This is a genomic window from Nocardioides sp. P5_E3, assembly GCF_054049275.1.
Map to the genome: position 1 here is coordinate 167250 of NZ_JBFUMR010000001.1, position 14596 is coordinate 181845.

10 protein-coding genes are annotated in these 14596 nt (G+C 71.6%); 7 read left to right on the top strand and 3 right to left on the bottom strand.

Going from position 1 to position 14596, the window contains the following annotated elements; translation table 11 throughout:
• Positions 1–241 precede the first annotated feature (241 nt).
• The 7 genes from ACXJKB_RS00755 (at position 242) to ACXJKB_RS00785 (ending at position 9119) form a co-directional block, all read left to right on the top strand.
• Positions 242–1321 carry a DegT/DnrJ/EryC1/StrS family aminotransferase gene (locus ACXJKB_RS00755; RefSeq protein ID WP_457184589.1) on the top strand — a complete coding sequence of 360 codons (1080 nt, stop codon included), beginning with the start codon at positions 242–244 and terminating at the stop codon, positions 1319–1321.
• Positions 1315–2298 carry a glycosyltransferase family 2 protein gene (locus ACXJKB_RS00760; RefSeq protein ID WP_457184590.1) on the top strand — a complete coding sequence of 328 codons (984 nt, stop codon included), beginning with the start codon at positions 1315–1317 and terminating at the stop codon, positions 2296–2298. The genes ACXJKB_RS00755 and ACXJKB_RS00760 overlap by 7 nt, the downstream gene beginning before the upstream one ends.
• The gene (locus tag ACXJKB_RS00765; RefSeq protein WP_457184591.1) at positions 2295–3230 is read left to right on the top strand and encodes a WxcM-like domain-containing protein; all 936 of its coding nucleotides are present in this window, start codon (positions 2295–2297) and stop codon (positions 3228–3230) included. The genes ACXJKB_RS00760 and ACXJKB_RS00765 overlap by 4 nt, the downstream gene beginning before the upstream one ends.
• Positions 3227–5560, top strand: coding sequence for a YfhO family protein (locus ACXJKB_RS00770; protein ID WP_457184592.1), 2334 nt, complete (start codon positions 3227–3229; stop codon positions 5558–5560). Before ACXJKB_RS00765 ends, ACXJKB_RS00770 begins: the two co-directional genes overlap by 4 nt.
• Before the next feature lie 92 nt (positions 5561–5652).
• Positions 5653–6927 carry a hypothetical protein gene (locus ACXJKB_RS00775; protein ID WP_457184593.1) on the top strand — a complete coding sequence of 425 codons (1275 nt, stop codon included), beginning with the start codon at positions 5653–5655 and terminating at the stop codon, positions 6925–6927.
• A 60-nt stretch (positions 6928–6987) separates the two neighbouring features.
• Positions 6988–7938, top strand: a complete 951-nt coding sequence (locus ACXJKB_RS00780) for a hypothetical protein (protein ID WP_457184594.1) — start codon at positions 6988–6990, stop codon at positions 7936–7938.
• Positions 7935–9119, top strand: a complete 1185-nt coding sequence (locus ACXJKB_RS00785; RefSeq protein ID WP_457184595.1) for a glycosyltransferase — start codon at positions 7935–7937, stop codon at positions 9117–9119. Before ACXJKB_RS00780 ends, ACXJKB_RS00785 begins: the two co-directional genes overlap by 4 nt.
• Here ACXJKB_RS00785 and ACXJKB_RS00790 read toward each other — a convergent pair whose 3' ends face one another.
• The 3 genes from ACXJKB_RS00790 to ACXJKB_RS00800 all read right to left on the bottom strand — a co-directional run bounded on the left by ACXJKB_RS00790 (position 9120) and on the right by ACXJKB_RS00800 (position 14565).
• Positions 9120–11282 carry a glycosyltransferase gene (locus tag ACXJKB_RS00790; protein WP_457184596.1) on the bottom strand — a complete coding sequence of 721 codons (2163 nt, stop codon included), beginning with the start codon at positions 11280–11282 and terminating at the stop codon, positions 9120–9122.
• A 136-nt stretch (positions 11283–11418) separates the two neighbouring features.
• Complete coding sequence (locus tag ACXJKB_RS00795) at positions 11419–12267, bottom strand: hypothetical protein (RefSeq protein WP_457184597.1); 849 nt, start codon at positions 12265–12267, stop codon at positions 11419–11421.
• 120 nt (positions 12268–12387) lie between these two features.
• The gene (locus ACXJKB_RS00800) at positions 12388–14565 is read right to left on the bottom strand and encodes a HelD family protein (protein WP_457184598.1); all 2178 of its coding nucleotides are present in this window, start codon (positions 14563–14565) and stop codon (positions 12388–12390) included.
• Between the last annotated feature and the right edge of the window lie 31 nt (positions 14566–14596).

A 14596-nucleotide genomic window follows, 5' to 3' on the forward strand; every position in this document is an offset into this window, starting at 1 on the left:
CACGACCGGTCCCGACCAGGCCGCGCTGCCAAGGTCGCCAGTGGGACGACGCACAGCTCGGGACGCCGGCGGGCCGATGCTGAGGCCGGCCGCGGTGGTCGGTAGCCTTCTGGTTCTGTCGCCGTCGCCGGGTCGGATCGGGTCGGCACGGCGGCCGGACCAGTGCTCGAGCCGACCAGCGGCAAATCCTGAGCAGGCCCAGCGCCATGGTTGAATCTGGCGGGTGTCTTCCCCTCACCGCGTGCCCGTCAACGACCTCTCGCGCGCCATCGACGGCCAGCGACCGGAGATAGACGCCGCCGTGGCCGAGGTGCTCGACTCGGGATGGGTCGTCCTGGGGCCGCAGGTCAGCGCCTTCGAGGAGGAGCTCGCGACCTACGTCGGCGCTGCCCACGCGATCTCGGTGGCAAACGGCACCGACGCTCTGACGCTGGCCCTCACCGCCCTCGGCTGCGGCGAGGGGGACCGCGTCGCCACGGTCGCCAACGCCGGCGCCTACTCCACCACGGCCATCAGGAGCATCGGCGCGGTCCCGGTCTACGTCGACGTCGACGCCGACACGGCGCTGATGACCCGCGGGACCGTCGGCGCCGCGCTGGACCTGGACGTAAAGGCAGTCGTGGTGACGCACCTCTACGGCGCGATGGCCGACGTCGCCGGGATCGTGGCTCTGTGCCACCAGCACGGCGTCAAGGTCTTGGAGGACTGCGCGCAGTCGATCGGAGCCGAGCGCGACGGTCGTCGTTCCGGCTCTGTCGCCGACGCCGGCGCCTTCAGCTTCTACCCGACGAAGAATCTTGGCGCCCTCGGCGACGGCGGCGCCGTGTGCACAAGCGACCCCGAGGTCGCGGAGGCCGTCCGGTCGCTGCGCCAGTACGGCTGGGGCGGCAAGTACCGCATCGGTCGCACCGGTGGTCGCAACAGCCGCCTCGACGAGGTGCAGGCAGCCATCCTCCGGCACAGGCTTCCGCTGCTCGGAGCTGGCAACGAGCGACGCCGCGCGGTGTACCGCCGATACGCGGAGGCGATAGGCGCCGGTCGCATCCTCGGCGTGGACGACCCCTCGTTCGTCGCTCACCTCGCCGTGCTTGTCGTGGACGACCGCCAGAGTGCGCGGGCCGCGCTCGAGGGGGCGGGCATCGGCACCGACATCCACTACCCCGTGCCGGACCACCTCCAGGAGGTCGAGGCTGCGTACGTTGTTGCCGGCAGCCTCGCGGTCACCGAGGACCTGAGCTCGCGGATCCTGACCGTGCCGTGCTTCCCCGAGCTCACCGATGACGAGGTGGATCGCGTGTGCGAGGTGCTCGCTGCATGGTGAGCGACGCAGTGACCGGCGACGACACCTCGGACGTCCGCTACTCGGTCATCGTGCCGGTCTACGGCAACGCCGACACGCTCCCCGCCGTGGTGGAGCGGCTCGAGGCGATGGACGAGGAGCTCGGCGGCGGGCTCGAGGCCGTCTTCGTGGTCGACGGCTCTCCCGACAACTCCTTTGATGTCCTTCGCAAGCTCCTGCCCACCTGCGGCATCGCCACTCAGCTCATCGGGCACTCCCGCAACTTCGGCAGCTTCGCCGCCATTCGCACAGGGCTCGCGCACGGACGTGGCGACTACCTTGCCGCGATGGCAGCCGACCTGCAGGAGCCACCGGACCTGGTGCGGGACTTCTTCAAGATCCTCCGTGCGGGCGACGCCGACGTCGCCGTCGGCGCCCGGGTGAAGCGCCAGGACCCGTTCCTCAGCTCCCTCCTCGCGCGCACCTTCTGGGGGCTTTACCGCCGCACCGTGCACCGGGCGATCCCGCCGGGCGGGGTCGACATCTTCGGCTGCACTCGCGCGGTCGCCCAGCGCCTGGTCGCCCTCGACGAGTCCCACTCAAGCCTGGTCGGCCTGCTCTACTGGGTCGGCTTCCGTCGGGTCGAGGTCCCCTACGAGCGCCAGGAGCGCACGAGTGGCAAGAGCGGGTGGTCGCTGCGACGCAAGTACCGCTACTTCCTCGACAGCGTCTATTCGTTCTCCGACCTGCCGATCACGCTTCTCGTGACCGTTGGCGCAGTCGGCTCCGTCCTCACCCTGGCAGTGTCCCTGGTGACGATCGTGGCCCGGATCGCGGGGTTGATCGTCGTGCCCGGCTACACCGCACTCATGCTCGTCACACTGATGTCCGCCACCAGCCTGCTGCTCGGGCTCGGTGTGGTCGGGTCGTACGTGTGGCGCACCTACGAGAACAGCAAGCGCAGGCCCACCGCGATCGCGATGAGMCACGACGTCTTCGGCCCTGGAGGTGACCGGTGACTGATCCCTTCGTCCACCCGAACGCGCTCTGCGAGAGCGACAACGTCGGTGCGGGGACCCGCGTCTGGGCGTTCGCCCACGTGCTCCCCGGCGCCGTCATCGGTGCCGACTGCAACATCTGTGACGGCGTGTTCGTGGAGAACGACGTGGTCGTCGGCGATCGCGTCACGGTGAAGTGCGGCGTCCAGCTGTGGGACGGCGTCCGGCTGGAGGACGACGTGTTCGTCGGTCCCAACGCGACCTTCACCAACGACCTGTTCCCCCGCAGCCGGGAGTATCCCGAGTCCTTCCCGCAGACCGTGGTCGGAACGGGCGCGTCCGTCGGAGCCAACGCCACGATCCTTCCGGGTGTGACCATCGGCCGCCGCGCCATGGTCGGCGCCGGCGCGGTCGTCACGAAGGACGTGCCGCCCAACGCCGTCGTCGTTGGCAACCCCGCACGCATCACCGGCTACTCGGGGGCGACCCGCTCAGTGGACCGGCCGAGCGTCGCGCCCGTGAGCCCGGCGTCCGACCCCGGCGACCTGCCTGGCGGCGCGCGCCTGGTCACCTTGACCCGCGCGACCGACCTGCGCGGCAGCCTGGTCGCGGTCGACCATGCCTCTGACCTCCCGTTCGTCCCGCAGCGCACCTTCGTCGTCTACGACGTGCCCAGCCGCGACGTGCGCGGTGAGCACGCCCACCGCCAGTGCGAGCAGCTGCTGGTCTGCCTGCGCGGATCGGTCACCGCCCTCGTCGACAACGGCCACGATCGACGCGAGCTCGTGCTCGACCGGCCCGACCTCGGCCTGCACGTCCCGGCCATGATCTGGGGCACCCAGTACCGCTACTCCGACGACGCAGTCCTGCTCGTCTACGCTTCGCGCCCCTACGAGGACCACGACTACATCCGCGACTACGAGACCTTCCTGAGGGAGATCAGCGCGACGTGAGACTTCGCACCTGGGCGGGCCGGCTCCGGCCGACCTGGCAGCAGAGCGGGGTGCTCGGGGTGTTCGGCCTCGTCCTGCTGACAATGGCCTGGCCGACGCTCACCGGGCGCACCTCGTCGGTCGTCCCGTCGTTCCAGACCGCGACGTTCCCTTGGGCTGCCCGACCTCGCGGGCTCGCCTACACGTGGCCGCAGTCGGATCAGGCAGAGAGCGCCTTCCCGTGGTCCGTCCTCGCGAGGCGCACGTGGCGCTCCGGTGACCTCCCGCTGTGGGATCCGCTCAGCTTCGGCGGCGGCGTGCCGTGGGCCACCGACGGCGTGGCGGCGACGCTCTACCCCGGCCGGGCAATCCCCGGCGCGCTCTTTATGCCGTGGCTGGCACACGACGTGTTCATCTTCGTCCACCTGGCCCTCGCGGGCGCCGGTGCCTACTGGCTCGCCCGGCGCTGGGGCGCAGGCTACGTGGGCGCCACCGTGGCCGGCGTGGGCTGGATGACCAACGCGTACGTCTGGAGCTGGGCGCCGCTGGAGATGGTGACCCCGTTCTTCGCGGCCCTCCCCCTCGCCCTGGCCGCGGCCGACCGGGCCGTGCGCTCACCCTCACGATCCGCCGTGGCGCTCGCAGCAGGCGTGCTCGCCCTCGGCATGGTCGCGGGCAACATCACCTACTCAGTGATCCTAGCGGCCACCTGCAGCTTCTACGTCGTCGGCGTGCTGCTGGCGCGACTCGTGGCGTCCCGGTCCGACTGGCGAGCCCTCGGCCGGTCGGCGGCCGCCGGCGCCGGCCTCCTCGTCCTCGGCTTGGCCCTGTCGGCCGTCGTGCTCGCGCCGACCCTCGTGAACCTGTTCCGCGTCAGCCGGCAGCCGTTCACGTTCGAGACCCTGACGGCCGCGCTGATGGTCCCCTGGGACGCCTACACCCGCATCCTGGAGCGCCCGGACACCCCGCCCACAGCCGAACAGCTCCTCGTCATGCTGCACATCACCCCCGTGGTGGTCGTCCTCGCGGTGGCCGGCCTGGTCCTCGCACGCGGTCCCGGCGGGTGGAGCGCGCGCGCGATCGTCGCGGTCCCTGTGCTCATCGCGTCGAGCGTGCCGGGCGCCTGGATGGCCTACCACTTGTTCCCGGGGTTCGACGTCATCCGGCCCTACGGCCGGCTCCTGCCCCTCGCGCTCCTCGGCACGTACGTCCTCGCCGGGCTGGGTGCCGACCGGCTGTGGGAGCTTCTCACCGGCCGGCTGCGCCGAGGCGTCCCCGTGTGGGTCGCACCGGCGGCTGCCGTGGTCCTGCTCGCGGGGATCTTCGTCCCCGCGCACGCCGTGTCCCGGAGCCTCGTGCCACCCGAGATCGAGGTCAAGGACCACCCGCAGTTCCCGCGCACGCCGCTGATCCGCGAGATCAAGGAGGAGGACTCGGAGACCGGCTGGCCGCTGCGTGTCCTCCCCACCGTGCCGACGTTCGACACCGATCCCCCGACCGCAGGCGCCCTGATCCTCATCGGAGGCACGGCGCTGGTGCCCGGGCTCGACACGTGGGGTGGGTACGCCAGCGCGGTGCCCGGGCCGACGTCCGACCTGCTCCGCCTGGTCGGCGGCGAGGACGACGCAGCGGTGCTGGGAGACGCGCCTGCTCCCGACATCGCGCACCCCGTGTTCACCTCCGGCACCATCGACTGGGCCTTGGCGTGCCGGCTGGGCACGGACCTGCTGGCCCTGCCGCCGACCCCGCCGGAGATCGAGGTGGACTGGGGTGGGCTCGACCGCGGCGCGCTGGACGAGGTCTACTCGGGCCCTGACGGTCAGGTCCTCCGGATGCCCGACGCCTGCACGGCCGCGCCGCGCCTCACGGCCAACGCCGTCGTCGCCGGCTCCGACGGCGAGGCGGTGGACCTGCTCCGCTCCCAGGGCCAAGGCGCGCTCGAGAGCTCCGAAGCGAACGAGGCGGCCTCCGTGGTCCTCTCCCGTGACGCGGACACCGACACGCCGATGGCGGGGTCTACCGGCGAGGTTCGTTCGGCCTCACGAGACGGCAACACCGCACGCGTGGACGTCAACACCGACGGCCCCATGTGGCTGGTGCTGCCAATAGCCTTCGACGAGGGTTGGTCGGTCTCGGTCGACGGTGAGCCGGTCGAGGTGGAACAGGTCGACTACAACCGGCTGGGCGTCCTCCTCGAGTCGGGCGACCACCGCGTCGTGGCCTCGTTCGCACCCTCCGGGTGGACCGCCGGACGGCTTGTCTCCCTCGGCGCGCTGCTGGTGTTGATCGCCCTGCTGCTCCCTGTGCGGCGTAGGTCTCGGGACCCTGAAGGCAAGAGTGTGGTCACGTGAGGAGAGTCAGGCATTCACGTCCTACGGCAACGCGCGGGCCGTTGCCGTACAGGACAATGGCCGCCTGCCTCGTCACTTCCTGGGTCGCTATGGTGCTTCTGCGAGACCCCGCGCTCGCGTTCGTCTACGACGCCAACCAGTACTGGAGTGGCGCCACCGCCGTCGGGAGCGGTGGCAACGTGTACGACGATGGCGGCCTGGCCACCCGGGGTGTCCTCACACCCCTCGTCTACGTTCCGGCCTTCTTTCTCGCGGAGCTCGCGGGAAGCGGTCCGGTCGACGCCACCTGGGCAGTGCTGATCCAGAACTCCTTCCTCATCGCACTCCTCGGCTCCGTGGTCGTGCCGGCCCTCCTGCGGCGTGTCGTGACGATCGGTCCCGCACATGTCGGTCTGTCGACTGCGATCACCGGTCTTGCGCTCTCCGGATTCGCGCCGTATCCCGTGATGGACCTGCCCGCCGTTGTATGCGTTGCGGTCGGGGTGTTACTCCTGTGCGAGGTGCGATGGTGGTCGTGGATTCTCGGCGGCGGCTTTCTGGCTGCGGCAGTGAACCTGCGCCCCGCCTACGTCCTGCCGGCGGTCCTCATCCTGGCTGTCGTGGCGATCGTCCGATGGCCGCGAGCCCCCCTGGGCGTTGTGGGTGCAGCAGCGGTCACAGGCGTCCAGGCCATGTACGGGCACGTGCGCGCGGACGTCTGGTCCGCGTCGCCACCGCTGGCGGATCTCGTGCGGACGGTCCAATACCAATACGGGGCGTACGGCGTGCGCTACGACACGATCCCCTTCACGAACGGCGATCCTCGACTCTGGCACTGCAGTCCTGGAATGGCCGATGCCATGCGCGGTCAACCGATGCCGACGTCCGCCAGCGGACTGTTGGGCGTCATGGTGGACAACCTCCCGACCTCGGCAGGCTTGGCCATGGACAAATTCACCGCGAGCCTCCACTGGTCGACAGCGACCCCCTACTCGCATCCCGGCGAGCAGGCCCTTCGTCCCCTCGGCATCTTCGTCATCCTGGTCAGCTGCGTCGGTTTCGTCGCGCTGGTGGCGTTGCTTCGAAGTCGTACCGACCTCTCGGCACCCCTCGCGCTCGTGGCGATGACACTCGGGGTAGCGGTGACCCTCGTCGGTTCGTCTCCCGAGCCGCGCTTCGCCCTGCCGCTGGTCGTCGCGGGGGCCGCCGGCGTCGTTGCCGCCTCGTCGCGGTGGGGCCATCGCGACTTGTCGTGGTCGCGGCCACTCGTCATCGGCGTGGGGGCCGCCGTGCTCCTCACCGGCCTGGTCGCCGGGCTCGGGTGGCGGGCGCTCCAACAGGACGTGCCGCGGGGCGACCTGACGGTTGAGATCTGCCAACAGGCGTGAGCACTCCCGGTCCATACCCGTGCTCGCGCGCCGGTCGGGGAGTCTGGACGAGGCGCTAGCATGAGCGGGCTCGCCGCCATGACCACCAGCTCGAGGAGCTCAGTGCGCCACCCCGCCGATCGCTCGGTCTCGATCCAGTCGATCCTCTACGGCACTGATCCGGGGGCGGTGGAGCGCACGCTCGAGGCGTTCGACACGGCCGCGGCGTGGGGAGCGGGCGACGGGCTGGGCCCGGTGTCGATAACGCTGGGTGACGCCTCCCCCGAGCGGGTGCTCACCGACGCCCACCTCGCCGCCCTGCGCGGACGGTTCACGGCACTCGCAGCGATCGACTACCAGTTCTTCGGCGAGAACACTGGCACGGCCAAGGGTCACAACCGGCTCGCGGCCGGTGGCGCATCGCAGTTCATCGTCACCAGCAACCCCGACATCGTCCCCGACCGTCGCGCCCTCGCACGCATGGTCGCGCTGTTCGACGACGCCGTCACCGGGATGGTCGAGGCCAAGCAGTCGCCGATCGAGCACCCCAAGGAGTACGACACGGAGACCGGGGAGACCGGGTGGGCCGCCACGGCGTTCGCCATGACGCCACGCGTCCTGTTCGAGGAGCTGGGTGGGTTCGACGAGCAGACCTTCTTCATGTACTGCGACGACGTCGACTACTCGTGGTTGGTGCGCGAGTCGGGGCACCGCGTGGTGTTCCAGCCCGCAGCCGTCGTCTTCCACGACAAGCGGCTCTCGGCGGACGGGGCATGGCAGCCGACGTCCGCGGAACGGTTCTACTCGGCGCAGGCAGCGCTGCTGCTGGCGCACAAGTGGTCGCGCGACGACGTCGTCGCGCAGGTGGCGGCCACCTTCGAGGGGTCCAGGATCGCCGAGCTGGTCGACGCGGCCAGCGAGTTCCGTCGCCGTACGGAGACGGGCATGCTGGTGACGCAGAGGGACGAGGAGCACGTGGTGGCGGAGTTCCACGAGAACGGCTACTACACGGCACACAGGTACGGCCTGTGAGGGCCGACGGGCTGCCCGGCGCCGGCACGAGCGCGGGGGCCGCGTCACTCGAGGACTTCCTGTCGATGCTGCCCGCCCTCGGCTCGCCCGCCACGCCTGCCTCCCCCGAGGGACCGTTCCTGTCGTTCCTCGTCACGACGACGGGTCGCACGCCCGAGGGCCTCGACGAGACGCTGCTGTCGCTGACCGCCCAGTCGGACACCGACTTCGAGGTGCTCGTGCTGGCCGACGCCGACGCCGTCGACGAGGTGCGCGCCCTGCTGGCGGAGCATCCACCGACCCTGCGCGAACGCACGGTGGTCGTGGCCGCCTCCGGCAGCCTCGCCGACGTCGTCAACGCGGGCCTGGCCGAGGCGCGCGGCGCCTATGTCACCCTCGCCGACGACCTCACCTGGTTCGGCCACTGGGTCGAGACGGCACGCGCCGCCGTCGAGCGCTCGCCCGGGCGTTGCGTGCGCGGGATCGTGCTGGCCCAGCAGGTCACCACGGTGCACGTGGGCGGCAGCCCGGGGACCCGGGCCACCTCCTCGCCCACCGGGGCAGGCGCAGCGCCGTTCTCGCTCGCCCAGCACGTCGTACGACCACTCGCACCCGCCTGCGGCGTGGCGATCCCTCGGACGGTCATCACCGACCTGGGCGTGGTCCTCGACGCCTCCTACGGCACGGCGGCGGTCCGCCGCCACCTGGTCCGGGCGGTGGAGCTCGCCGGTGTCATCGACACCGGCGAGGTCGTGGCCCTGCAGCGTCGTCACGAAGATGTCGCCGACGAGACCGACGACGACCTCGCTCTCCTGGTCGAGGCGATCGACGCGCACCCCTGGCTGTCGCCGCTCGGGGCCGCGTCCGCGGCGATCGCCGCCACGGTCGTGGACTCCGACGCGCTCGCTCGTGCCGAGCAGGCACTGGCCCATCACACCGAGCTGGTGGCCATGAAGGACACCCACATCGCCAACCTCGAGCACATGCTTCGAGAACGGGACGCGGAGCTCCAGCGGACGCACGAGAAGCTCGCCAAGCGGATCGAACAGGTCGAGCGCCTGAGGGCAAAGCGGGCCCAGCCGGCACAGCGCCCCGAGTCCGCCGGCTCCGCTGACGGCGACGTGCGCGCCACGCAGGCGGAGGAGGCGGACGGGGCGGACGAAGCCAGCGGCAGGCGCCGCTGGTTCAAGGGCCAGTCCTAGCTAGCGGCGCAGCCCTCGGGCGACGCGGGACCGGACCGACCGGACGTACCGCCTCCGTCGCGGGCTCGCGTCGGGGCTGCGCACGAGGGCCTCGAGCTGCTCCACCGACATGTCGGCAACCGGCTGGTCCGGGATCGCGAGCGTGCCGGTGCGCAGCCGCTCCTCCACCCGCACCCGCGCCTCCAGCAGGCGGAGCCGCTTCGTGCGCCTCTGCAGCTTCTGGCGGGTCTCCTTGAGCTGCGCGCGCACCTCGCCGAGACGGGTCTCCACGCTCTGGCGGTGGGCGACGGCCGCCTGGTAGGCGTCGAAGACCTTGGTCATCTCCAGGTTGGTCTCGTGCTGCGAGGTGGCGAGCTTGCGCGCCAGCCTGTGGGACTTGCCCGCTGCCCGCACCGTGCTCTGCAGCGACCTCACCAGGCGCTCCGTCTCGCCCGGCTGGAGCAGCAGGATCGACTCCTCGAAACGCCGCTGGACGCGAAGGCGCGCCACGTCCCACTCGGCCTTGCTGTGCACCTCGCGGGACGAGCCGGTGTGCACCCACCAGCGGTAGACGCAGGTGATCTCCCGGACGGACTGGACTCCCAGCGCGGCCGCGCAGCGGACGATGTAGTCCCAGTCCTCGGTGGTGTCGAGGGTCTCGTCGAACCGCATGCCCAGCCCGTGCATCGCCCCACGCGGGAACGCGACGCTCATGAACGGGCTGTGGTTGGCGGTGAGGTGCGCGATCAGGGCGAAGTCCAGCGGCCACTCGCGGAAGGGATCGTCGACCGACACCGCGCAGAGGGTGTCGAGGTTGCCGACCGGGGCGATGTCCTGGCGTACCGCCACGACCCGCAGCAGCCTCCCGTACTGCTTCGCGGCCGCGCTCCTGAACGTGGACACGTAGTGCGCGAGCACGGTGTCGTCGTCGTCGAGCGCGACGATGTAGTGGCCGCGGGCCGCGGCGAACCCGTCGTTCAGCGGTGCAGCGCGGCCAGCGCGCTCCACGTGGACGAGGCGCACCGCGTCGCGCAGCCACGACGGCAGCGACGCGACCACGTCCTCGACCATCGCGAGGTGCTCGGCGTCGACGCGGTGCGCCATCAGCAGCACCTCGAAGTCGCGGTCGGACTGGGCGGCCAGGCAGGTGAACATGTCCTCCAGGCAGTGGATCCGCTTGCCCTGGGTGCGAGTCACGATGCTCAGGAAGGGTGCGTCCGCTCCCCTGACCTGTCGGTCGTCCTCGTCGTCCGGCAGTGGCAGCCCGTACTGCTCGACCAGCCGCCCCAGCGAGCTCGTCGGCACCGCAGCCGGGTGGGTCGAGGCGGGCCAGTCGGTGCTCGTGCGAGGCCTGGAGGGGACGCGGCCGTCCACCTCCGCATGCCAGTCCAGGCGGACCGGGAGGGCGACCGCCGCGGCGGTCGCGACGTCGACGTCGAGGCCGCGCGCCGTCGCCGCGGAGAGCAGGGCCACGCCCGAGGTGTCCGACGGCTCGACGAGCAGGGCATCGGCCAGCGCGAGCAGGTGACGTGCCCGGGTCGCGCAGCACGCGCCAGTCACCCGTGGGTGCACCGCCGCGCCGTCGCGCGCCAGGACCTCGTGCCCCACGACGGTGGAGTCGACGTGTCCGCCGGCATCCCGCTCCTCGGAGCGGGTCACCGCATCCTCGCGCGCCTCGCCCTCCTGCCCGTCCTCGTCGTCCTCGTCGTCCTCGTCGTCCTCGTCGTCCTCGTCGTCCTCGGCGCCGGGCTCGCCTGCACCGGGATAGCGCTCCTCCTCCAGGAGGTCCGCACCAGGGTCGGCGTCGTCGGGCAGGTGGTAGCCCCGCGGGCGGTCGTCGGTGCGGGTCAGCTCGACGGGCAGGACACGGGCATCGACGACGCCGTCGTCGGACGACAGCGCTTCCTCCACGAGGCGCTCGAGCAGGTGCGGACCCGGCACCGCCGACGTCTCGGCGACCACGACGATCGCGTCCTGGTCGAGACCCAGGACGTCGACGGCGGCCGCCGGGGTACCGAGATCCATCCCGGCGGGTACGGCGCCGCTACCTGCCCAGACATGGGCGATCGAGGCGGACCCGGGGTACGCGCTCGCCGCTTCTTGCCACGCGGCCAGCTCCCGCGCGTCCGGCGGACCCAACCGCTGGACGAGGAGCACGGTGACGTCGGAGAACTCGTGGGACACGAGGAAGACACCTCTTCCGGGGTGGGGATGGAGCGACCACCCTATGCTCAGCCGGGCTCACTCGTGACGCCGGTTTCGGTCACCGCTCGGCGTGACCATGGAGCCGATCTGTCCAGGAGCACCTGACGTCCCTGTGCTAGGGGTAGTCGACGTCGACGGTCACCCAGTCGACCAGCATGCTCTGCCGGGTTCCGCCGGTGACGGCGTTCTCGGGCAGGACGTCCTTGTTGGACAGGCGGAGCTGGATGGGCGCTGCGTTGCCAGGCACCCGGCGGACGTCCGGGCTGGACGTGATCTCGTAGGCGAGGTTGCCTGCGGCGTCCCTCGCGGTGAACCGCACCGTGTCGCCACCGACGGTGAACTCGGCGGCATACTGCCAGAACGCGCTCCAGGGCTCCGCCCCGGTGGGGAACATCGAGGTCACCGGGGTCGTCACGGGCGCCCGACCGCTGGCCGCGCACGCGTTGACGGCGGTCTCCGGGGTGTCGTCGTAGCAGATGTGGGAGGCGAACTGGGCTCCCGCCGGCTTGAGCGGGCCGTAGCTCTCGATCACGTCGATCTCGCGCGGATCGATGCCGTTGGGGTGCTGCACCCAGAAGGCGGCGTAGTTGCTGCCGGTGTCGGGCATGAGGAGGCTGGCGGTCACCCGGACCTGGGTGCCGACGGGGACGGTCCAGCCCTGGTTGGTGCGGACCTGGGACAGGTGCCCGACGTCGAGCTGACCCACCCCGTTCTGCGCGGCCCCGTTGGCGAACAGCATGTTGTGCCACTGTTCGGGCCACACCCCCGCGGGCCCGTCGAAGTCGTCGTGGAACACGGTCTCCCAGCCCGAGACGGGCGTCGGCTCGGGGGCGGGGGTCGGCGACGGGGCTGGTTCGGGGGCGGCGGGGGCGGGCTCGGGCGGCGGGTCCAGCGAGGCAATGACCGCCGGGCCCCCACCGAACCCGGCAGGCGCGTCGGCAACGACGAGCAGGAGGAACGCCACGGCGACCGTTCCGAGAGCGCGCGCTAGCCGGGACATCACCCTCCTGGACGTGTGTGCTGTCGGACCGAGACCTGAACGTCAGAGGCTACGTGTCGCCACCGACCTCCGGGTCTCCCCGGCTCAGCCGACGGTGGTCAGCAGCTGCGTCGCGCGGGTGAGCACGACGTAGAGGGTGGCCCGGCCGGTGGCCGACTCGTCCTCGATCTCCTGCGGCGAGACGACCACGATGCCGTCGAACTCCAGCCCCTTCGTGTCGAGGCCCGTCAGCACGACGACGCGGTCCTCACCGCTCGGCGTGACGCTCGAGTCGACGGCCGCGCGGGCCCCGGCCGCGTCGTCGGCCACCTCGGGCCACGACGCCAGCCACGCGTTGACCTCCGAGCGGCGGGCGACGGGTACGACGATGCCGACGGTGCCCTCCACACGGGCGGCGGTCGAGGTGACCGCCTCGCGCACGGCGGCCTCGAGGTCCTGGACGGGGCCGACGACCCGCGGCTCCTCGCCCGTCCGGCGTACGGCCTCGGGGAGGTCTGCGTCGAGCCCCACCCGGCGGGCGTAGTCGGCGGCGAAGGCGTAGATCTCGGCGGAGTTGCGGTAGTTGGTGGACAGGTGGAACTCGTGGAGCTCCTTGCCCTCGAGCGCCTCTGCCCGCGCGGAGGCGGCCTCCGGGGCATCGGGCCACGACGACTGCGCCGGGTCGCCGACGATCGTCCAGCTCGCGGTGCGGCCGCGGCGACCGACCATCCGCCACTGCATCGGGGTGAGGTCCTGCGCCTCGTCGATGAGGACGTGGGCGTAGCCGTCGTCCTCGATGCGGTGGGTCGGCGCGGACCAGGCCAGCCCGCCGGGGGCGTACTCCCGCTCGGAGATGGTGGTGAGCTCCTGGAGGTCCACGCCGCCCTCGAGCAGGCCAGTCTCGTCGAGGTCGCGCTCGTCGTCGGTGCGCTGCGGGACGTCACCGAGGGCGTAGCGGAGCTCGTCGACGAGCGGGACGTCCTCGATCGACAGGCCGCCGTCGGCCCACGACTTGAGGAGCACCAGCTGCTCCTCGCGGCTGATCACGCCCTCGCCCACCCGAGCGAGGAAGTCGGGCTCGCGGAGCCAGCCGAAGACCGTCTGGGCGTCGAGCGGCGGCCACCAGGCCGTCGCGAAGTCCACGAACCCCTCGTGGCCCAGCATGTCGTCCTCGAAGGCCTCACGCCCCCGCTCGCGCCCGCGCTCGCCCTGGACCTGTCGCCACATGGCGTCGAGCAGCGTCTTGGCCACCCGCGGCAGCTGGCGGTTGCGACGGCCCTGCGACATCAGCTGGCGACGCAGCCGGCCGAGCAGGCCGGGGTCGAGCACGAGGGTCTCGTCGCGCCAGTAGATCCGGAAGCTCGTCGGCGCGCCCGGCGCGTGCTGGCGGGCGGTGCGGCGCAGCAGCTCGGCCATCCGGGTCGCGCCCTTGACGTCGGCGACCGCCGGCTCGTCGTGGCGCGTGGCGCGGATGCCGCCGACGACCTCACCGAGCGAGCGCAGCGCGACCGCGGTCTCGCCGAGGCTCGGCAGGACGCGCTCGATGTAGCGCATGAACACGCCGCTGGGACCCACGACCAGCACGCCACCGCCTTCGTAGCGGCGGCGGTCGGAGTAGAGCAGGAACGCGGCGCGGTGCAGAGCGACGACCGTCTTGCCGGTGCCGGGACCGCCGGAGATCGACACGACGCCCTTGCCGGGCGCGCGGATCGCCTGGTCCTGCTCGGCCTGGATGGTGGCGACGATGGAGTGCATCGAGCGGTCGCGGGCGCGGGAGAGCTGCGCCATGAGCGCGCCCTCGCCGACGATCGGGAGGTCGGTCTCGGCCTCCTGGTCGAGGAGCTCGTCCTCGACGCCGATGACGGTGCGGTGCAGCGAGCGCAGCACGCGTCGGCGTACGACACCGGACGGGGTGGCCGCGGTGGCCTGGTAGAACACGCCGGCGGCCGGTGCCCGCCAGTCGATGAGCAGCACGTCACGGTCGGCGTTGCGCACGCCGATGCGGCCGATGTAGCGCGGCAGCCGGTCGATCGACGGGTCGAGGTCGAGCCGGCCGAAGACCAGGCCCTCGTGGGCGGCGTCGAGCTGGGCGATGCGCTTGGCAGCCTGGAAGACCATCGCGTCGCGCTCGACAAGGCCGCCCTCGTGCTCCAGCTTGCCGCGGCTGTGGCCCTCGGCGGCCAACGCCCGCGCGTTGCGGGTGGACGCGTCGAGCTGCACGTAGACCTCGTCGACGTACGTCTGCTCCGCCGCGATCTCCCGCGCCTCGAGATCCTCGCTCAAGCTCTTGCTCCTCATCCCCCATGAACCACTG